Origin of the sequence: Pararhodobacter oceanensis (assembly GCF_003076755.1) — a bacterium.
GTDB lineage: Bacteria > Pseudomonadota > Alphaproteobacteria > Rhodobacterales > Rhodobacteraceae > Pararhodobacter > Pararhodobacter oceanensis.
Genome location: NZ_QDKM01000003.1, coordinates 215,000 through 235,178 on the forward strand (window position 1 = coordinate 215,000; position 20,179 = coordinate 235,178).

Genomic DNA, 20,179 nt, shown 5'->3' on the forward strand with positions numbered 1-20,179 from the left:
GGCTTGCCATTGGCGCAGGATTTGCGCAGGTTTACCGGCTTGGGGGCGCGCGACTGCGGCGGCGTTGCGGCGGGTGTCCGTGGGCTGGTGTCCGGGGGCGGGTGTCAGGGGACGCCCGAGCGCGGCGAAAAGACGGATTTTCAAGCCGCGCCGGAAACTCTTGCAGGATGGCGGGGCTAGCGCTCTGGGTCAAATGGTTTAAAGGTAAACTAAAACTGGAGGGCGAGATGAATGACCGGCGGAACGACGACGTGAAAGAGGCGGCACGGCAGGCAGCATTGCATTATCATGAGTTTCCGACGCCCGGAAAGCTCGAGATCAGGGCGACCAAACCGATGGCCAATGGCCGCGACCTGAGCCGCGCCTATTCGCCCGGCGTCGCCGAAGCCTGTCTGGAAATCCAGAGCGAACCCTCGAATGCCGCCCGCTATACCACCCGCGGCAATCTGGTCGGCGTGGTGACCAATGGCACGGCGGTGCTGGGGCTGGGCAATATCGGCGCGCTGGCCTCGAAACCGGTGATGGAGGGTAAGGCGGTCCTGTTCAAGAAATTCGCCAATATCGACTGTTTCGATATCGAATTGGATGAGACCGATCCGGTCAAACTGGCCGAGATTGTCTGCGCGCTGGAGCCGACCTTTGGCGCGATCAACCTTGAGGATATCAAAGCGCCGGATTGCTTCATCGTCGAGCGGATTTGCCGTGAGCGGATGGGCATTCCGGTGTTCCATGACGACCAGCATGGCACCGCGATTGTCGTCGGCGCCGCGGCCTATAACGCGCTGCATCTGACCGGGCGCAAATTTGCCGATATCAAGATTGTTTCGACCGGTGGTGGCGCGGCGGGGATTGCCTGTCTGAATATGCTGCTGAAACTCGGCGTGAAGCGTGAGAATGTCTGGCTGTGCGATATTCACGGGCTTGTGCATGAGGGCCGCGAGGTCGATATGAACCCCGAGAAAGCGGCCTTTGCGCAAGACAGCGAGTTGCGCACTTTGGATCAGGTGATCGAGGGCGCGGATCTGTTTCTGGGGCTGTCGGGGCCCGGCGTGTTAACGCAGGATCATGTGCGCAAAATGGCCGAAGACCCGATCATTTTCGCGCTGGCCAATCCGACGCCCGAGATCATGCCCGATCTGGTGGCCGATATTGCTCCCGGCGCGATTGTGGCCACCGGACGCTCGGATTATCCGAACCAAGTCAACAATGTGCTGTGTTTTCCGTTCATCTTTCGCGGGGCGCTGGATGTCGGCGCGACCGAGATCAATGACGCGATGCAGATTGCCTGTGTCGAGGGGATCGCGCAGCTGGCGCGGGCCACGACCTCGGCGGAGACCGCGGCGGCCTATCAGGGCGAGCGGCTCAGCTTTGGCCGCGAATATCTGATCCCGAAACCCTTTGACCCGCGCTTGATGGGGGTGGTTGCCACGGCGGTGGCCAATGCAGCGATGGAAACCGGTGTGGCGACGCGTCCCCTGGAGGATGTGGAGGCCTATAAGCAGCGGCTCGACAGCTCGGTGTTCCGCTCGGCGATGCTGATGCGGCCGGTGTTTTCCGCGGCCAAAGCAGCCTCGCGGCGGATTGTCTTTGCCGAGGGCGAGGACGAGCGGGTGCTGCGCGCGGCGCTGGCGGTGATGGAAGAAACCACCGAGGTGCCGATACTGATCGGGCGTCCCGATGTGATCGCGCGGCGTTGCGAGCGTTACGGATTGCCGATCCGTCCGGGCACGCATTTTCAGGTGGTGAACCCCGAGAAGGACGACCGGTATCGCGAATACTGGGAGACCTATCACCGGCTGATGGAGCGGCGCGGGGTGACGCCGGATGTGGCGAAGGCGACGCTGCGCACCAACACCACGGCGATTGCCGCGATCATGGTGCACCGTGGCGAGGCTGACAGTATGGTTTGCGGCACCTTCGGGCAGTATCTGTGGCATCTCAATTATGTGCAGCAGGTGCTGGGCCGTGACGGGCTGAAGGCGGGCGGCGCGCTCAGCCTGTTGATCCATGACGGCGGCGCTTTGTTCATTGCCGACACCCAGATCAACCCCGAGCCGACGCCCGAGCAGATCGCCGAGGCGGCGCTTGGCGCGGCGCGGCACGCGCGGCGGTTCGGGATCTCGCCAAAGGTGGCACTGTGTTCGCATTCGCAGTTCGGCACGTTGAACACCTCCTCGGGGCGGCGGATGCGCGGGGCATTGGAGATCCTCGATTCGATGGCGCTGGATTTCGAATATGAGGGCGAAATGTCGGTGGATGCGGCGATGGATCCGGTGCTGCGTGAACGGGTGTTCCCGCATGGGCGGATGAACGGGCCGGCGAATATCCTGATCTTCGCCAATTCCGATGCCGCGAGTGCCGCGCGCAATATCATGAAGACCCATGCCGGGGCGCTGGAGGTCGGGCCGATCCTGATGGGGCTGGGGAATAAGGCGCATATCGTGACGCCATCGATCACCACGCGGGGGCTGCTGAATGTGGCGGCGATCGCGGGCACGCCGGTGTCGCATTATAGCTGAGGGGTGAGGGGCGTTGAGGGACGCGCCCGACACTGGGTGGGCGCGTCTGACGTTGCCGCGATGCTCTGCGGTCACAAGCATCCGTGTCGGTCGGGCGGCGAAGGACATCGCCAGTGCGCCCTCCCATGGGGAGGGTCGGGCGCGGCCCGGCGGTGCCGCCGGGCGGGACGGTGGAATGGAGCGCTCGAAGTGATAAGGGACGCGCCTGACCCTGGGTGGGCGCCCCTGCCCTTGCCACTGAGCGACGTGCTTCAAAGCACGAATGTCGCATGAGCTTCGCATGACATCGCCAGGGCGCCCTCCCGTGGGGAGGGTCGGGCGCGGCCCGGGGTGCCTCCGGGCTGGGCGGGTGGAATGGAGCGCTTATAGGGCTAAGGGACGCGCCTGACCCTGGGTGGGCGCCCTGCCCTTGCCACAAAGCGGCGTGCTCCAAAGCATGAATGTCGCATGTGCTTCGCATGACATCGCCAGTGCGCCCTCCCGGGGGGGAGGGGCGGGCGCGGCCCGGGGTTCCCACGGGCCAGACAGAAGGTTGGGGCATGCCGTTGTGGTGTGGGGTTTTCTTTCGCGGATTTGCAAACTGTTGGAAATCGGGGCGGAAACGCCCCCTCCCCGCGCGGGTTTGCAAACTCCCCCCGTGCATTCCACGCGTTTTTGCAAATTTTCCCCGCCGCCCGCAGCCTGTCAGCCGGTAACAGCGTTGCGAAATCCCCTCGGGCTTGCGTAACTGAGCGCAGGACGAGGAGGAACACCATGAGCTATGCCGAGGTTTATCGCCGCTCGATCGACGACCCGAACGGGTTCTGGCTGGAGCAATCCGCCGCGATTGACTGGGAGGAGGCGCCGACACAGGCGCTGTTCAAAGCGCGCGCGCCGATCTTTGAGTGGTTCAAAGACGCGCAAGTCAACACCTGCTGGAACGCGCTCGACCGCCATGTCGCGGCGGGGCGCGGGGCGCAGACTGCGGTGATCTATGACAGTCCGATCTCCGGCACGCGGCAGGACATCACCTATGCCGAGATGCTCGAGCGGGTGGCGCGTCTGGCGGGGGCGTTGCAGGCCAAGGGGGTGACCAAGGGCGACCGGGTGATCATCTATATGCCGATGATCCCGCAGGCGCTGGAGGCGATGCTGGCCTGCGCGCGGCTGGGCGCAGTGCATTCGGTGGTGTTCGGCGGGTTTGCGGCGCGGGAACTGGCCACGCGGATCGATGACGCAACGCCAAAGGCGGTGATCGCGGCGAGCTGCGGGTTGGAGCCGGGGCGGGTGGTGGAATATAAGCCACTCCTCGACGGCGCGATCGAGATGGCCGCGCATAAGCCCGAGTTCACGGTTATTTACCAACGAGATCAAGCGGTTGCCGATCTGATGCAAGGCCGCGATCATGACTGGGAGACTTTCCAGTCGGGGGCTACTCCGGCGGAATGCGTGCCGGTTTCGGGCGATCATCCGGCCTATATTCTCTATACCTCGGGCACCACCGGCAACCCCAAGGGCGTGGTGCGCGCCACCGGCGGGCATCTGGTGGCGCTGGCCTGGTCGATGAAAAACCTCTACGGCGTCGACCCCGGTGAGGTGTTTTGGTGCGCCTCGGATGTGGGCTGGGTGGTTGGCCATTCCTATATCGTCTACGGCCCGCTGATCCACGGCGCGACCACGGTGGTGTTCGAGGGCAAGCCGATTGGCACGCCGGATGCGGGCACCTTCTGGCGGGTGATCGAAGAAAACAAAGTGGTGAGTTTCTTCACCGCGCCGACCGCATTCCGGGCGATCAAACGCGAGGATCCGAAGGGGGAGTTTCTCAAGAAATACGACACCTCATCGCTGCGCACCCTCTATCTGGCGGGTGAGCGGGCGGACCCGGATACGATCCTTTGGGCGCAGGAGAAACTCGGGGTGCCGGTGATCGACCATTGGTGGCAGACCGAGACCGGCTGGGCGATCTGCGGCAATCCGCAGGGGCTGGAAAAGCTGCCGGTGAAGATCGGCTCACCCTCGGTGCCGATGCCCGGTTATGACGTGCAGGTGCTCGATGAGGCGGGGCATCAACTGCCGGCGGGGGAGTTGGGGGCGATTGGGATCAAGCTGCCGCTGCCGCCGGGGACGCTGCCGAACCTGTGGAACGCCGAAGAGCGGTTTATCTCGTCTTATCTGAGCGCCTATCCCGGCTATTACGAGACCGGCGACGCGGGCTATATCGACGAGGACGGCTATGTCTATATCATGGCCCGCACCGATGATGTGATCAATGTCGCGGGGCATCGGCTGTCGACCGGCGCGATGGAGGAAATCCTTGCCGCCCACGCCGATGTCGGCGAATGCGCGGTGGTCGGGGTGGCTGATCCGCTGAAGGGGCAGTTGCCGCTGGGGTTCCTGTGCCTCAACGCCGGTGTCACACGCGAACCCGAGGCGGTGATCAAAGAATGCGTTGCCTTGATGCGCAGCAAGCTGGGACCGGTGGCGGCGTTTAAACTGGCGGTGGTGGTCGAGCGGCTGCCAAAAACCCGCTCGGGCAAGATATTGCGCGCCACCATGGCCAAGATCGCCGATGGCGAGCCGTTCAAAGCCCCCGCCACCATCGAGGATATGACGGTGTTGGACGAGATCGAGATCGCTCTGCAAGATATTGGTTTTGCAAAGAAGTAAACGCGGAGCGATCAGCACAAATAGCGGCGCGGGAGTTGATTGTCCGCGCCTCACATGCAACTGTTGCTATACATCCATGGATTGCGCCAAGCTTGTGCCGCAATTTCATGGTGTATGGGATGTTCAGTAAACGTGCGATTTCTCAATGAATGATCAAACACGATCCAATTCCGGCCCCGACGGCAGCCCTGAGTCCGATCCTGCGGCGATTGATCCGGCGGTGCTGGACCGGCTGCTGTCGATGGGCGATGAGGCGATGCGCAGCGCCCTATGCGCGCAGATGATCAGCGATTTCCAGCGTCTGGGCGCGGCAATCGACGACCCCGATATCACCAAAGTGGCGCATAGCGCGCATGAGATGAAGGGGCTGGCGGCGACGATTGGCGCGGCGCGGCTGGCGACGATGGCGCGCAGTCTCGACACGGTGGCCAAATCCCTAGGTGCTGCGGCGGCCTCGGCGCTGGTCGGCAGCACCCAGAGCGAGGTCGCGCGGGTGATTGCGGTGCTCTCGGATGCGGCGGAGGATTCGTCAGCGGCATGAATTCGCAAGCCCCTTTATCGGACACGATCCTGCTGATCGAGGACACCCCCTCGCTGCAGATGATCTATAAGGCGGCGCTGACCCGCGCCAATCTTCCGGTGGAAACCTGCGGCACCGCGGCGGATGGTCTGGCGGCCTTTGCGCGGTTGAAATCGCGGGTGGTGCTGCTGGATCTGATGCTGCCCGACCGCGCCGGTCTGGAGGTGATGAAGGAACTGCTGGCCAGCGAGCCGCAGACCTGTGTGATCGTGATCACCGCCAATGGCTCGATCAACAAGGCGGTCGAGATGATGCGCGCCGGTGCGCATGAGTTTCTGGTCAAACCCTTTGACGACCAGCGGCTAATCAACGCAATCGAGAACGCCCGCCGCTCGCTGCATCACCGGCCCAGATCGACGCTGGCCGAGGCCCGTATTCAGGTGCTGCCGCCGTTCATCGGCCATTCATCCGCGATGCTGGCGGTCTATGACAAGATCCGCTCGGTGGCGCGGTCGATGGCGACGGTGTTCATCACCGGCGAAAGCGGCACCGGCAAGGAATTATGCGCCGAAGCGGTGCATAAAGCCTCGGCGCGCTCAGCCGGGCCGTTCATTGCGCTCAATTGCGGGGCGATCCCTGTCGGGCTGCTGGAATCCGAGGTGTTCGGCCATTTGCGCGGCTCGTTCACCGGCGCGATATCCGACAAACAGGGCGCGGCGGCAGCGGCGGATGGCGGCACGCTGTTTTTAGATGAAATCTGCGAGATGGACCTGAATTTGCAGACCAAATTGCTGCGGTTTCTGCAAACCTCGACGATCACGCCGGTCGGCGCCACCAAGCCGCGCAAGGTCAATGTGCGGATCATCTGCGCGACCAACCGCAACCCTTTGGAAGAAGTGCGGCAGGGGCGGTTCCGCGAGGATCTGTATTACCGGCTGCATGTGGTGCCGATCCATCTGCCGCCGCTGCGCGAACGCGGCGATGATGTGAACGAGATTGCCGAGACGCTGGTCACCCAGATGGCGCGCGAAGAGGGGCATGAATTCAGCGGGCTGTCGCCACGGGTGCGCGAGTTGTTTCGCAATATGGCCTGGCCGGGGAATGTGCGGCAGCTGATCAATGTGCTGCGCAATGTGGTGGTGCTGAACGCCGGTCCCTTGGTGACGCCCGAGATGCTGCCGCCGGATCTGTTGTCGCAACGCCCGATGACCACGCGCGAACCTGCGGCACCCACTGCCCCCGCGCGTCCGGTTCTGGGCGATCTAGCGGGGCGCACCTTGGCGCAGATCGAGCGGATCGTAATTGAGGATACTTTGGCGCGGCACAATGGCTCGGTGCCGAAATCGGCGCGGGAATTGGATGTCTCGGCCTCGACGCTCTATCGCAAGCTTGATGCATGGTCGAAGGCTGAAACCCCGGAATGACGCAAGCGGCGCGGGTCATCCTGATCACCGGCTGTTCCTCGGGCATCGGTTATCACTGCGCCCATGCGCTGCGCGCGCGCGGCTGGCGGGTGTTTGCCTCGTGCCGCGCGCAGGCGGATTGCGACCGTCTGATCGGTGAGGGATTCGAGAGCCCGCGGCTGGATTACCGCGACAATAACAGTATCGCCAGCGCGCTGGATGAGGTTCTGGCGGCGACCGGCGGGCGGTTGGATGCGCTGTTCAACAATGGCGCCTATGCGATTCCCGGCGCGGTTGAGGATCTGCCAAGCGATGCGCTGCGGGCGATATTCGAGGTGAATCTCTTTGGCACCCATGAGCTGACGCGGCGGGTGATTGCGGTGATGCGGGCGCAGGGATCGGGGCGGATTGTGCAGAATTCCTCGGTGCTGGGCTATACGCCTTACCGGTGGCGCGGGGCCTATGGGGCGACGAAATTCGCGCTGGAGGGGTTAAGCCGTGTGCTGCAACTGGAGTTGAGTGACACCAAGATCAAACTGGTGCTGATCCAGCCCGGCCCGATTACCTCCGAGTTTCGCAACAACGCGATCCCGCATTTCGAGCGCTGGATTGATTGGGAAAATTCGGCCCGCGCAGATCAATACCGCGATGAATTGCGCCCGCATCTCTATGAGGGCGGCGCCAAGAAGAGCCGGTTTGAACTGGGCCCCGAGGCGGTGGCGAAAGTGCTGGTCAAAGCGCTGGAGCACCCCAACCCGCGCCCGCGTTATATTGTCACCACGCCCGCGAAACTGGTGGCTTATGCGTTGCGCCTGCTGCCGGATCGGGTGATCAACGCGTTTCTGGCCCGTCAATAATCGCCTGCGGGTGCCAAGGATCGGGCCAGAAACACACTGGAAAAGCCCTCGCAAGACGCTATGTCTGAGGCACAGCACAGGAGGGCGTTATGCTGCTCAACGATCCACTTTTCATCGCCGCCGCGATCGCATCGCTGATCGTGCTGGCGATTTTGCTGCTGGGCATCGGCAGTTTTGCCAAAGGCGGCGAGTTCAACCGGCGCAATGCCAATAAATTCATGCGCTGGCGGATCTATGCGCAATTCGCAGCGGTGGTGCTGATCGTCGGCTTCGCCTATCTGCGCTCGGGGGGCTGAACATGGTTGTGTTGAACAAAATCTACACCCGCACCGGCGATAAGGGCGACACCGCCTTGGGCAATGGCGCGCGGGTGCCGAAGGATTCACTGCGCGTTGAGGCTTACGGCACGGTTGACGAGACCAACGCCGTGGTCGGTCTGGCGCGGCTGCATGCGACTGGCGAGGTCGATGCGGCGCTGGCGCGCATCCAGAATGATCTGTTTGATCTGGGCGCCGATCTGTGCCGCCCCGAGATGGAGAAAGACGCCGAGGCCGAATACCCGCCGCTGCGCGCCAGTGATGCGCAGGTTGATCGGCTTGAGGCCGAGATTGACGCAATGAACGCGCATCTTTCGACGCTGCGCAGTTTCGTGCTGCCCGGAGGATCGCCCTTGGCCGCGCATCTGCATCAATGCCGCACGGTCAGCCGCCGCGCCGAGCGTCTGACGGTGCGTCTGGCGCATGAGGATGAGGTCAATCCGGCGGTGATCCGCTATCTAAACCGCTTGTCGGATTGGTGTTTTGTCGCCAGCCGCGCGGCGAATGAGAATGGCGCGACCGATGTGCTTTGGGTGCCGGGCGCGAACCGCTAGACGCCGCCGCCCTGCCCGACCCTACCACCTGCCAGCCAAGGGAAAGATTTAGCGCCAACACCGCCACCACCGGCCCGTCACCCGCACCAAAACGCGACGTAGAATGGCCCCGAAGGGCCGATTTTGGGCTGTTTCCCCCCTCGGCTTGGCTATATCAATTGCTCAGGATTTCGCAGAACGCTGCTGAAAAGCGGCGTAACAACAAGGAGAGTAGCGCCCATGAAGGTCTTGGTACCTGTGAAACGCGTGATCGACTATAACGTGAAGGTTCGCGTCAAAGCGGACGGCAGCGGCGTCGATCTTGCCAACGTAAAAATGTCGATGAACCCGTTCGACGAAATCGCCGTCGAAGAGGCGATCCGCCTGCGCGAAAAAGGCGTCGCCACCGAGGTTGTTGCGGTCTCCATCGGCGTCAAGCAATCGCAGGAAACCCTGCGCACGGCGCTGGCCATGGGTGCGGATCGCGCGATCCTGATCAATGCCGCCGATGACGTGCATAACGACATCGAGCCGCTGGCGGTGGCGAAACTGCTGGCTGCTGTGGTCGCCGAGGAAGAGCCGGGTCTGGTTCTTTGCGGCAAACAGGCGATCGACAACGATATGAACGCGACCGGCCAGATGCTGGCGGCGCTCTTGGGTTGGGCGCAGGGCACCTTCGCCTCGAAACTGGAGATCGACGGCGAGACCGCGAAAGTCACCCGCGAGGTGGACGGCGGTCTGCAGACCATCGAGGTCAAGATGCCGGCGATTGTGACGGTGGACCTGCGGTTGAACGAGCCGCGCTATGCCTCGTTGCCGAACATCATGAAGGCGAAGAAAAAGCCGCTGGATGAAAAGACGCCTGCCGATTACGGCGTTGATGTCAGCCCGCGTCTGGAAATTGTCTCGACCACCGAACCCGCCGCCCGCAAGGCTGGCGTCAAGGTTGGCTCGGTCGACGAATTGATTGCGAAACTCAAAGACGAAGCGGGGGTTCTGTAATGGCCGTTTTGCTGCTTGCCGAAGTCACCGATGGTGCGCTGAACCGTGACGCCACCGCCAAAGCGGTCACCGCGGCCAAAGCGATGGGCGATGTGACGGTGCTCTGCGCCGGTGCCAGCGCTGCTGCTGCCGCCGCCGATGCCGCAACGATTGACGGTGTGGCCAAAGTGCTGAGCGCCGAAGACGAGTCGCTGGGCCATCGTTTGGCCGAGCCGACCGCGGCGCTGATCGTGTCGCTGGCTGGCGATTACAGCCATGTCGTCGCACCGGCGACCACCGACGCGAAAAACGTGCTGCCGCGGGTGGCGGCGCTGCTCGACGTGATGGTGATCTCGGATGTCTCGGGCGTGGTTGACGCCGAGACCTTCGAGCGCCCGATCTACGCGGGGAACGCGATCCAGACGGTGAAATCCTCGGATAAGGTGAAGGTCGTGTCGATCCGCACCTCGACCTTTGAGGCTGCCGGTGACGGTGGTTCGGCTGCGGTTGAGACCGTGGATGTCGGCGCCTCGCAGGGGCTGAGTTCCTGGATCGAGGATAAGGTCGCGGAATCCGACCGTCCCGAACTGACCTCGGCCGGGGTCGTGGTCTCGGGCGGACGCGGTGTCGGTTCGGAAGACGACTTTGCGCTGATCGAGAAGCTGGCCGACAAGCTGGGCGCCGCCGTTGGTGCCTCGCGCGCGGCGGTCGATTCGGGCTATGCGCCGAACGACTGGCAGGTGGGCCAGACCGGTAAGGTCGTGGCGCCGGAACTGTATATCGCGGTAGGGATTTCCGGCGCGATCCAGCATTTGGCCGGGATGAAGGACTCGAAGGTCATTGTCGCGATCAACAAGGACGAGGAAGCGCCGATCTTCCAGGTCGCCGATTACGGGCTGGTCGCGGATCTGTTCCAGGCGGTGCCGGAGCTGACCGAGAAGCTGTAAGCGCTGCTGCGGTGAGAGTGATTGAAAGGCCCGCCCCTGTGGCGGGCCTTTTGCTGTGCCGGGGGGCGGGAGTGTTTGGCGCAAAGGGCCGCGCCCGACCCTGGGTGGGCGCGTGCTGGCGTTGAACAGCAGGTCGCGTTTTAAAGCAGCAATGTAGCTTGGGCTGTGAATGACATCGCCAGAGCGCCCTCCCGGGGGGAGGGTCGGGCGCGGCCCGTGGGGACCACGGGCTGGGGCGGGTGAAATGGAACATGCGAGGTGGTAAGGGACGCGCCTGACCCTGGGTGGGCGCCCTGCCTTTGCCGCTGAGCGGCGCGCTCTAAAGCATTGACGTGGGTCGGGCGACGAAGGACATCGCCAGTGCGCCCTCCCGGGGGGAGGGTCGGGCGCGGCCCGGCGGTGCCGCCGGGCGAGTGGGTGGATATCGGGGTCGAAAAGGGTGCGTCCCGGGGTTCCCACGGGCGTGGGGGTGGATATGGGTGGTCGCAAATAGGGTTAGAAAGGGGGCGTTGCCCCCTCGGCCGGTGGCCTCCCCCCAGGATATTTATGGACAGATGACGGGGCGGCGGCGAGATGGTGGCGGCGGAATCAGGCGGCGTAGCCGAGGAGGCCGGCGCGGAGCAGTTCGGCGCCATCACCGCGGGCCTCGGGGTCGATACAGATCCGGCGTGGGCCCTCGCCCGGGATCGTCGGGCGTGGCAGCCAGGGTGCGGTCGGTAGGTCGAGCAGCACGCCATGCGGCGGCAGCAGTGCCAGAAGCCGCTGCATCCGGCGCACCCATGTCGCCGAGATCAACCGGCGCATTTCGCAAAACCGCTCGGGACAGGCCGCAGCGAGGGTGCCGAGTGCATGGCCGGTGAAGGCGAGCGGGCCGAACTCAACCTCGGGAAACAGGGCTTTGAGCGGCGCGCGGGCGGCGATAAACCGGTCATTGCGCCGCGGATGCACCGAATAGAACGGGTTCGACAGATTGCCCAAGGGCGGCAGCACCAGCGCAAAGGCCTGCGCCTGCGCCACGGCCTCGGGCAAGGCGGGCGCCGAGAGATGGAAATCCACGCCTTCGATCTGCGCCTTGGGGGCCAGAAGCCGGTCAAGCACCCGGCGCGCCAAGCGGCTGTCGAGCCGTGCCGCCCCGCGCGGCCCCAGTAGCAGCAGCCCGCGATGGCGCGGCGGCAGACCCCGCGCGGCTGGCGGCGGTGGCATGGTCTCTTCCCGCGCCGCCCAATGATTCGGCAGGCAATGTTGCATGACACAGGTTCCTTTCTTCACCCGCCTGCCAGTGTCGCGGCAAAAGCTTGCAATCGGGTTACCAAACTGCAGAAAATGCGCCGCACCTCCCCTTGCAGTGATGCAACCCGCGGGCCTATTGTCGCGGCAACAAATATGGGGACATTCATGGACATCAACACCGTAGGCATCGTTGGCGCGGGTCAAATGGGGAATGGCATTGCCCATGTCTTTGCCGTCGCGGGCTTCGAGGTTGTGCTCAGCGACATCTCGCAGGAGGCGCTGGACAGTGCCGTGGCGCTGATCGACAAGAACCTGTCGCGGCAAGTGCAGCGCGAGAAGATGACCGAGGCGGATAAGGCCGAGGCGCTGGCGCGGATCCGCACCACCACCTCGCTGGCCGAGGTTGGCCCGAATGACCTGATCATCGAGGCCGCGACCGAGCGCGAGATGATCAAACAGGCGATTTTCGAGGATCTGCAGCCGCATCTGAAGCCCGAGACGATCCTGACCTCGAACACCTCGTCGATCTCGATCACCCGTCTGGCCAGCCGCACCGACCGGCCCGAGCGGTTCATGGGCTTCCACTTCATGAATCCGGTGCCGGTGATGCAGCTGGTCGAGCTGATCCGCGGCATTGCCACCGATGAGCCGACCTATCAGGCGATGCTGGCGGTGGTCGAGCGGCTGGGCAAGACTTCGGCCAGTGCCGAGGATTTCCCGGGGTTCATCGTCAACCGCATTCTGATGCCGATGATCAATGAGGCGGTCTATACGCTCTATGAAGGCGTGGGGTCGGTGAAGTCGATTGATCAGTCGCTGATCCTTGGTGCGAACCATCCGATGGGGCCGCTGGAACTGGCGGATTTCATTGGTTTGGACACCTGTCTGGCGATCATGAATGTGCTGCATGACGGGCTGGCGGATACCAAATACCGGCCCTGCCCGCTGTTGACCAAATATGTCGAGGCGGGCTGGCTGGGGCGCAAGACTGGACGCGGGTTTTACGACTACCACGGGCCGGTGCCGGTGCCGACGCGCTAAGCGAGGGCGGCGCCCGACCCTGGGTGGGCGCGCGCAGGCTTGGTGCGGCGTGCGGCGCTTGCAAGCATTGATCCAGTTTGAGCGGCGAGTGACATCGCCAAGGCGCCCTCCCGGGGGGAGGGTCGGGCGCGGCCCGGCGGTGCCGCCGGGCGTGAGGGTGGATATGGGCGCTGGCAGGCGCGGGGTTAGGCGGTGGTGTATCCGGTTGGTTGACCGGCGCTTGAAACTCCAACAGCGGCAATTCCACAAGACCCGGCTTGCAACCGTCAGGCACGGGCGCAGCCCGGGCCGCGCCCGTGCCTGGGCGCGCGCGCGCAGCTTTTGTACGGCGTGCCGTGCTTGTAACCATCAATGACGTGAGAGCGGTGAAGGGCATCGCCAGGGCGCCCTCCCGGGGGGAGGGTCGGGCGCGGCTCGTGGTTCCCACGTGCGTTGCGGTGGATATGGGAGCACGTAATGGGTGCGGCCCTTGCTTCGCTCGGGCCTGAGGGATGGGGCGCTGCCCCCTCGGCCTTTGGCCTCACCCCCGGGATATTTTTGGACAGATGACGGGCGCAAGGCGCGTGTCGGGGCGGGGGGCCGGTGGGTCAGAAGGTTTCGCCGAAACGGTCGGCGACCAGAGTGGCGAGGGCCTCGAGCAGGGCTTGGGCCTGATCGCCCGAGGTGCTGACACGGATTTCGGTGCCGCGCGAGGCGGCGAGCATCAACAGGCCCATGATCGAATCGCCGGACACGCTCATGCCGTCTTTCTCGACCTCGGCATCCGCGTCAAATCCTTCGACAACCTCGACAAATTTCGCCGATGCGCGGGCGTGCAGGCCTTTTTCATTGACGATTTTCAGAACCTTCTCGGTACTCAAACCCCGGACTCCCCACTCACGATCATCGAATTGATATATTTGCGTCCGGCTTCCAGCGCCAGCGCGGTGGCCTCGGCCACCGGCCGTTTGCGCGATTTCGCCAGTTTGATCAACATTGGCAGATTGGCACCGTAGAGAATCCGGCGGTCGGGCGCTTCGCAGGCGGGCATCGACAGGTTGGAGGGCGAGCCGCCGAACATATCGGTGACCAGCACCACGCCGCTGCCGGTATCCACATCATCGGCGGCGGCGCGGATCTCGGCCTTTTTGGCGCTGCGGTTATGATCATATTCGATCGCAATGGCACGCATGCCGCACTGCTGTCCGACAACATGTTCAACCGCAGCAAGATATTCGCGCGCCAATCCGCCATGCGCGACGATCACGATTCCGATCACGCCTTTATCCTTGCTCACCCATTGGCGCATTCGTGCCGCGCCGCTCCAGCTCTCTATGTCTCTTTGACACCCGCCACCCCCGCGTTGCAAGGTCTGCGGCGGTTTTTTCCGCCAATGTGACCGAACGGTGCTTGCCGCCGGTGCAGCCAAAGCCGATGGTCAGGCTGCTTTTGCCCTCATCCACGAAAGCATCGAGCAAAGGCACCACCAGATCCAGCATGCGGGCGTAGAAACCGGCAAAGCGCGGATCCTTGGCGACATAGGCCTGCACCTCGGGGTTCAAGCCGGTGAAGGCGCGCAGCTCTGCCTCCCAATGCGGGTTGGCCAGAAAACGGCAGTCGAACACCATATCGACGCCGCGCGGCAGCCCGCGTTTATACGAGAACGACTGCACCGAAAGCGACATCGGCGCGCCCGAGGACGGCGCGAACCAGCGCGCGATATCACCGCGCAGATCATGCGGGGTCAGGCGGCTGGTATCAATCAGCACATCGGCGCGCATCCGCACCGGCGTCAACAGCTCCAGCTCATGCGAGATCCCCTCGACCGGCGAGTCGTGGGGGCTGAGCGGATGGCGGCGGCGGGTTTCAGAGTAGCGGCGCACCAGCGTGCTCTCGTCGCAATCAAGATAGAGAAGCTCCACCGCGATCCCCGGCATCCGGTGCAGATGGTCGATCAGTTCGACCAGCGCCTCGGAGGAGAAATCGCGGTTGCGCACATCGACACCCAGCGCCAGCGGCCGCGGCAGGGGCGGCCCGTCAAGCAAGCGCGGGATCAGCGAGAGCGGCAGGTTGTCGATCGCCTCGAAGCCCAGATCCTCGAGCGCGTTGATCGCCGAGGAGCGTCCGGCGCCCGAGGGGCCGGTGACAAACACCAGTCTGAGTTGGTTGATCACGTCCTGCATCATCTGCTTTCTGCGCCGGTGAAATGGGTGATGTGATGCGCCAATGCCTCTGCATAGGCGGGTTCGGCGGTGCCGGAAAGACACGTTAGTGTCACCCCTAATATGGTGATGGTCTCGGGCGCGGGCAAGCGGGGTGGCGCGGGGCGGTCGAGATCGACCACCAGAGCGATCCGCGCGAGGCGCAGATGCGGCAGGCGCAGGAGGCCGAAACCGCGCGCTTCGATCAGTCCGGCAATGGCGCGCGGCGGGCGGGCGTAGAGAGCGCCCTCGAGCGGGGTCAGCATCACCTGATCATCGGCGAGCAGCTGCGCGCCGCGGGTGATCAGCGCCAGCGCGAGGCGGGATTTGCCGCGGCCCGAGGCGCCGAGGATCAGCACGCCGCGATGGGGGCCGAAGGCGACGGCGGAGGCGTGGCGGTTGTTCGGTTGGCGGTGGGGGTGTTGGGCGCTCGGGGATGGGCTCTCGGCGGCGCGCTTGGGGCTCATTGCAGGGTCACAAAGGCAGGCCGACCACGAAACGCGCACCCAAGGGTGGCGAGTTGCGGTCGGCGTGGGTCGGGCGGATATTCTCGGCCCAGATCACCCCGCCATGGGCCTCGACAATCTGTTTCGAGATTGCCAGCCCCAGCCCCGAGTGATTGCCGAATTGTGCCACCGGACGCTCGGAATAGAAGCGTTTGAACACTTTGTTGAGCGCCGCTTCGGGGATGCCTGGGCCGGTGTCCTCGACCACCACCAGCACGCGGTTTTCGCGTTTGCGCGCCCAGATCCGCACCGCATCGCCATCGCCGCAAAAGGAGATCGCATTGGTGATCAGATTGACAAAGACCTGCGCCAGACGCGCCTCAAGCCCTTGAATATGAACCGATTCGCGGGGCAGTTCGGTGATGAATTCAACGCCTTTGGCCTCGGCCTCCTGCGCCAGATAATCGCTGAGATTTTCCAGCGTTTTGCACAGGTCAAAGGCCTCTTCCTCTTCTTTGACCAGCTCGCTATCGAGCCGCGAGGCGTTCGAGGTGTCGGAAATCAGCCGGTCGAGGCGGCGCACGTCGTGTTCAATGACATCCAGCAGCCGCGTCACCTGATCCTCGCGTTTGGCGACGCGCAGGGTGCCGACCGCGGAACGTAGGCTGGCGAGCGGGTTCTTGATCTCATGGGCGACATCGGCGGCGAATTGCTCGTTGGCGTCGATCCGGTCATAGAGCGCCGAGACCATGCCGCGCATCGCCACCGAGAGGCGGCCGATTTCATCGGGGCGACCGGCGAGATCGGGGATGCGGACGCGGCCGGGCTGCATGCGGCGGGCGTTCTTGTCGCGGCCCAGTTCGGCGGCGGTGGCGAGATCGGCCAGCGGGTTGGCGATGGTCGAGGCAAGCACGAGGCTGAGCCCGACCGAGACCAGAAGCGCGACCATGAACATCTGCAGGACCTGCTCGCGTTCGGCGCGCAGCATCTGTTCGATGCGGGCGGGGATTTGCTGCATCACCACGGCGCCGACCACCTCGCCGTCTTGCAAGACGGGTGCGGCGGCGAGCATGCGAAAGCCGCCATCGAGCCGCAGCACACGGGTAGCCGAGACGCCCTCGCCGGTGGCGGTGAATAATTCGTTGAGCAATTGCGCGGGATCGGGCTGCGGCGAGCGTTCGCCGGGGATGATGCGGGCGATGGTGTTCCAGATGCTGTCGAGCAGGTCGGAAATCACCGTGCGCTGCGGCGCGCCATCGGCGTCGATGAGGTCGGGGCGCGCGCGCTCGGCCTGACCGCGCTGGGCCAGTTCGATACCGCCTTCGGCGTCAAGCAGCAGCACCTCGGTCTCGGGGCCGACGCTGAGCGCATTGATCAGCCGCTGGCGGGCGGCGGCGCTCGCGGGGCTGGCGTAGCTGCCGGTGGCGGGGGGTGTGGCGGGTGTGTCTGTGTCCGACCCGGCGCCCGTATCCACACCCGTATCGACACCGGCCACCTCGGGCAGCGCGGCGATGATATCGGCGATGTTTTCGACCTGCGCGGCCAAGGCGAGTTCATGCTGGCGGGCGAGCGTGTCGCGGAACGGGTTGGTGAACAGCACCCCCGAGACCAGAAGCACCAGCGCCAGCATGTTGAACAGGATGATCTTGCGCGCAAGCGGCGATTGAAAGATCGACAACAGACCACGGCGGGCGCGGTGAATACGGACCTCGGTATCGACCGCGCTTGGCGGGCGCACCCAATCCTCTCCGAGCACCACATCGGCGTTCGGACCCTTGTCGCGTGGATTGATCTCTGCCTCTAGCGCCATGGTCATGTGCTTATCGTGGCCTGCCTGTGGTGAGGCCGATGGCCCGGTGACCGCATCCCTGCCCTATGTCGGGGCCGGAGCGGTCGCCGGATCGGTGATCAGGCTTCATTATATTTATAGCCGATACCATAGAGTGTCTCGATTGACGAGAAATCCTCATCGACCGAGCGCATCTTCTTGCGCAGGCGCTTGATGTGGCTGTCGATGGTGCGGTCATCGACATAGACCTGATCGTCATAGGCGACATCCATCAACTGGTCGCGGCTTTTGACGAAACCGGGCCGCTGGGCGAGCGCCTGCAACAGCAGGAATTCGGTGACGGTGAGGGTGACCTCTTCGCCCTTCCACAGCACGGCGTGGCGCAGCGGGTCCATCGACAGCGAGCCGCGAACCATGACCTTGGTGTCTTCGGTGGTGCCCACTTCGTCGTTTTCCACCGCTTGCTGGCGGCGCAAGAGCGAGCGGATACGCTCGATCAAGAGGCGCTGCGAGAAGGGTTTCTTGACGTAATCATCGGCGCCCATCCGCAGGCCGAGCACCTCGTCAATCTCGTCATCCTTGGAGGTGAGAAAGATCACCGGCATCTGGGTTTTCTGGCGCAAACGCTGCAGCAGTTCCATCCCGTCCATGCGTGGCATCTTGATATCGAGAACCGCCATATCGGGCAGTTTGCGGTTGAACGCCTCTAGCGCGGATTGGCCGTCGTTATAGGTTTCTACCTCAAAGCCCTCAGCCTCGAGCGAGATTGCGACCGAGGTGAGGATATTCCGGTCGTCATCGACGAGTGCAATCTTTGACATTTGCCTGTCCTTATGATGCTCAATTATATTTTTTTTGTTAACTACTTTAGGTTTTCGGTCCGGAGAATCAACCGAATTGTCAACACAGCCCCGTCTATAGCGGGATTTTACTGACAAAATGGTAAAGTTCTCACATAATCCGGTCTGGGTTTCCGATCCTGAACGACAGTTTGCGATAACAGGGGATTGCTAGCGCTATCTTCGCAAATGTGTCCTGTTCGACCGGCAAATCACCATGATATAGCCCAAGTGCCGGTTGATACGACCGCGACACAGGCGGCCCATGGCAGGGGGCCGATTGGTCTAACGAATTTCGAAGCCACACGCCATGGCTAAGGAGCGAGCACAATGAACGCAGGACGCGTCAATCCCAAACACCGTTTGGAAGATCAGGGCATCAGTGGCCTCGGGTCGGTTTTCTATAACCAGATCGAGCCCGCGCTGGTGCAAGCGGCGGTGGAGCGCGGCGAAGGCACGCTGGGCAAGGGTGGTGCGCTTTTGGTCACCACCGGCCAATACACCGGTCGCTCGCCCAAGGATAAATTCGTCGTGCGTTCGCCCGCCGTCGAAGACAGCATCTGGTGGGAAAACAACGCCCCGATGACGCCCGAGGCGTTCGACACGCTCTATGACGATATGACCGCCCATATGAAGGGTGGCGATTACTTCGTGCAGGATCTCTATGGCGGCGCCGATGCCGAGCACCGGCTCGACGTGCGGGTGATCACCGAACTGGCGTGGCACGGGCTGTTCATCCGCCATCTGCTGCGCCGTCCCGAGGCCGCCGAGCTCGACGCCTTTGTGCCCGACTGGACGATCATCAACTGCCCCAGCTTCAAGGCCGATCCGGCGCGCCATGGCTGCCGCACCGAGACCGTGATCGCGCTGAACTTCGACCGTAAGGTGATCTTGATCGGCAACACCGCCTATGCCGGTGAGAACAAGAAATCCGTGTTCACCCTGCTCAACTATATCCTGCCCGGCAAAGACGTGATGGCGATGCATTGCTCGGCCAACCACGCGATTGATAACCCCGATGACAGCGCCGTGTTCTTCGGCCTCTCGGGCACCGGCAAGACCACGCTCTCGGCTGATCCCAGCCGCACGCTGATCGGCGATGACGAGCATGGCTGGTCGGACAACGGCATTTTCAACTTCGAGGGTGGCTGCTACGCCAAGACCATCAAGCTGGACCCCGCCGCCGAGCCCGAGATCTATGCCACCACCGCGCGCTTTGGCTCGGTGGTCGAGAATATGGTCTTCGATCCCGAGACGCTGGAGCTGGACTTCGAGGATAACTCGCTGACCGACAACACGCGGGTGGCCTATCCGCTGGAGGCGATCTCGAATGCTTCGGAGAGCAGCCTTGGCGGGCATCCGAAGAACATCGTGATGCTGACCTGCGACGCGTATGGTGTGCTGCCGCCGATTGCGCGGTTGACCCCGGCGCAGGCGATGTATCACTTCCTTTCGGGCTTCACCTCGAAAGTGGCCGGCACCGAACGCGGTGTGACCGAGCCCGAGCCGACCTTCTCGACCTGTTTCGGCGCCCCCTTCATGCCGCGTCGCCCCGAGGTTTACGGCAAGCTGTTGCAGCAAAAGATCGCCGACCACGGCGCGACCTGCTGGCTGGTCAACACCGGCTGGACCGGCGGCGCCTATGGCACCGGCTCGCGGATGCCGATCCATGCGACCCGCGCCCTGCTGACCGCGGCGCTGAACGGCGCGCTTGAGGCCGGCGAGTTCCGCAAAGACCCGAACTTCGGCTTTGACGTGCCGGTGGCCTGCGATGATGTGGCCGATGTGCTGCTGGACCCGCGCCGGACTTGGGAAGACCCTGCCGCCTATGACGCGCAGGCGGAAAAGCTGGTGCAGATGTTCGCCGACAATTTCGCGCAATATGTGCCGTTCATCGACGAAGACGTGAAAGCCGCGGCGCTCGGCTGATG

The 20,179-nt window shown here is 63.6% G+C and carries 18 protein-coding genes; 11 read left to right on the top strand and 7 right to left on the bottom strand.

All coding sequences use genetic code 11. From position 1 onward, the window contains the following. The first annotated feature begins 227 nt into the window (after positions 1-227). The 9 genes from DDE20_RS08555 (at position 228) to DDE20_RS08595 (ending at position 10,723) form a co-directional block, all read left to right on the top strand. Positions 228-2,519 carry an NADP-dependent malic enzyme gene (locus DDE20_RS08555; RefSeq protein WP_116558354.1) on the top strand — a complete coding sequence of 764 codons (2,292 nt, stop codon included), beginning with the start codon at positions 228-230 and terminating at the stop codon, positions 2,517-2,519. Positions 2,520-3,272: 753 nt separating this feature from the next. Further along, on the top strand, positions 3,273-5,165 hold the full coding sequence (locus tag DDE20_RS08560; protein ID WP_116558067.1) for a propionyl-CoA synthetase: 1,893 nt from the start codon (positions 3,273-3,275) through the stop codon (positions 5,163-5,165). Positions 5,166-5,310: 145 nt separating this feature from the next. Beyond that, positions 5,311-5,706, top strand: a complete 396-nt coding sequence (locus DDE20_RS08565; protein ID WP_116558068.1) for an Hpt domain-containing protein — start codon at positions 5,311-5,313, stop codon at positions 5,704-5,706. Continuing rightward, entirely contained in the window at positions 5,703-7,109 is a 1,407-nt protein-coding gene (locus tag DDE20_RS08570; protein ID WP_116558069.1) for a sigma-54-dependent transcriptional regulator, read from the top strand. Before DDE20_RS08565 ends, DDE20_RS08570 begins: the two co-directional genes overlap by 4 nt. Continuing rightward, on the top strand, positions 7,106-7,945 hold the full coding sequence (locus tag DDE20_RS08575) for an SDR family NAD(P)-dependent oxidoreductase (protein WP_116558070.1): 840 nt from the start codon (positions 7,106-7,108) through the stop codon (positions 7,943-7,945). Before DDE20_RS08570 ends, DDE20_RS08575 begins: the two co-directional genes overlap by 4 nt. A gap of 92 nt (positions 7,946-8,037) precedes the next feature. Next, positions 8,038-8,241 (top strand): twin transmembrane helix small protein, encoded by a 204-nt coding sequence (locus DDE20_RS08580; RefSeq protein WP_116558355.1) that lies wholly within the window; start codon positions 8,038-8,040, stop codon positions 8,239-8,241. Between the two features lie 2 nt (positions 8,242-8,243). Continuing rightward, positions 8,244-8,816 carry a cob(I)yrinic acid a,c-diamide adenosyltransferase gene (locus DDE20_RS08585; RefSeq protein WP_116558071.1) on the top strand — a complete coding sequence of 191 codons (573 nt, stop codon included), beginning with the start codon at positions 8,244-8,246 and terminating at the stop codon, positions 8,814-8,816. 219 nt (positions 8,817-9,035) lie between these two features. Next, positions 9,036-9,797 carry an electron transfer flavoprotein subunit beta/FixA family protein gene (locus DDE20_RS08590; protein ID WP_116558072.1) on the top strand — a complete coding sequence of 254 codons (762 nt, stop codon included), beginning with the start codon at positions 9,036-9,038 and terminating at the stop codon, positions 9,795-9,797. Further along, positions 9,797-10,723, top strand: a complete 927-nt coding sequence (locus DDE20_RS08595; protein WP_116558073.1) for an electron transfer flavoprotein subunit alpha/FixB family protein — start codon at positions 9,797-9,799, stop codon at positions 10,721-10,723. The genes DDE20_RS08590 and DDE20_RS08595 overlap by 1 nt, the downstream gene beginning before the upstream one ends. A 588-nt stretch (positions 10,724-11,311) precedes the next feature. Here the strand turns inward: DDE20_RS08595 and DDE20_RS08600 are convergent. Then, positions 11,312-11,926: a DUF6473 family protein gene (locus tag DDE20_RS08600; RefSeq protein ID WP_133240331.1), complete on the bottom strand. Its 615-nt coding sequence runs from the start codon at positions 11,924-11,926 to the stop codon at positions 11,312-11,314. Between the two features lie 192 nt (positions 11,927-12,118). Between DDE20_RS08600 and DDE20_RS08605 the strand changes: the two genes are divergently transcribed. Then, positions 12,119-12,994 (top strand): 3-hydroxybutyryl-CoA dehydrogenase, encoded by an 876-nt coding sequence (locus tag DDE20_RS08605; RefSeq protein ID WP_116558075.1) that lies wholly within the window; start codon positions 12,119-12,121, stop codon positions 12,992-12,994. 587 nt (positions 12,995-13,581) lie between these two features. Here DDE20_RS08605 and DDE20_RS08610 read toward each other — a convergent pair. The 6 genes from DDE20_RS08610 to DDE20_RS08635 form a co-directional block, all read right to left on the bottom strand. After that, positions 13,582-13,854, bottom strand: a complete 273-nt coding sequence (locus tag DDE20_RS08610; RefSeq protein WP_116558076.1) for an HPr family phosphocarrier protein — start codon at positions 13,852-13,854, stop codon at positions 13,582-13,584. Then, positions 13,851-14,252 (bottom strand): PTS sugar transporter subunit IIA, encoded by a 402-nt coding sequence (locus tag DDE20_RS08615; protein WP_116558356.1) that lies wholly within the window; start codon positions 14,250-14,252, stop codon positions 13,851-13,853. The genes DDE20_RS08610 and DDE20_RS08615 overlap by 4 nt, the downstream gene beginning before the upstream one ends. 4 nt (positions 14,253-14,256) lie before the next feature. Next, positions 14,257-15,156: an RNase adapter RapZ gene (gene rapZ / locus DDE20_RS08620; RefSeq protein WP_116558357.1), complete on the bottom strand. Its 900-nt coding sequence runs from the start codon at positions 15,154-15,156 to the stop codon at positions 14,257-14,259. Beyond that, positions 15,156-15,641 (bottom strand): HPr kinase/phosphorylase, encoded by a 486-nt coding sequence (locus DDE20_RS08625; RefSeq protein WP_116558077.1) that lies wholly within the window; start codon positions 15,639-15,641, stop codon positions 15,156-15,158. The genes rapZ and DDE20_RS08625 overlap by 1 nt, the downstream gene beginning before the upstream one ends. A 7-nt stretch (positions 15,642-15,648) precedes the next feature. Beyond that, positions 15,649-17,250 (bottom strand): ATP-binding protein, encoded by a 1,602-nt coding sequence (locus tag DDE20_RS08630; RefSeq protein ID WP_420812364.1) that lies wholly within the window; start codon positions 17,248-17,250, stop codon positions 15,649-15,651. Positions 17,251-17,528: 278 nt separating this feature from the next. Then, on the bottom strand, positions 17,529-18,230 hold the full coding sequence (locus DDE20_RS08635; protein WP_116558078.1) for a response regulator transcription factor: 702 nt from the start codon (positions 18,228-18,230) through the stop codon (positions 17,529-17,531). A 348-nt stretch (positions 18,231-18,578) separates the two neighbouring features. On the opposite strand from DDE20_RS08635, the gene DDE20_RS08640 reads away from it, so the two are divergent. After that, positions 18,579-20,177 carry a phosphoenolpyruvate carboxykinase gene (locus DDE20_RS08640; protein ID WP_116558079.1) on the top strand — a complete coding sequence of 533 codons (1,599 nt, stop codon included), beginning with the start codon at positions 18,579-18,581 and terminating at the stop codon, positions 20,175-20,177. Positions 20,178-20,179: the final 2 nt, after the last annotated feature.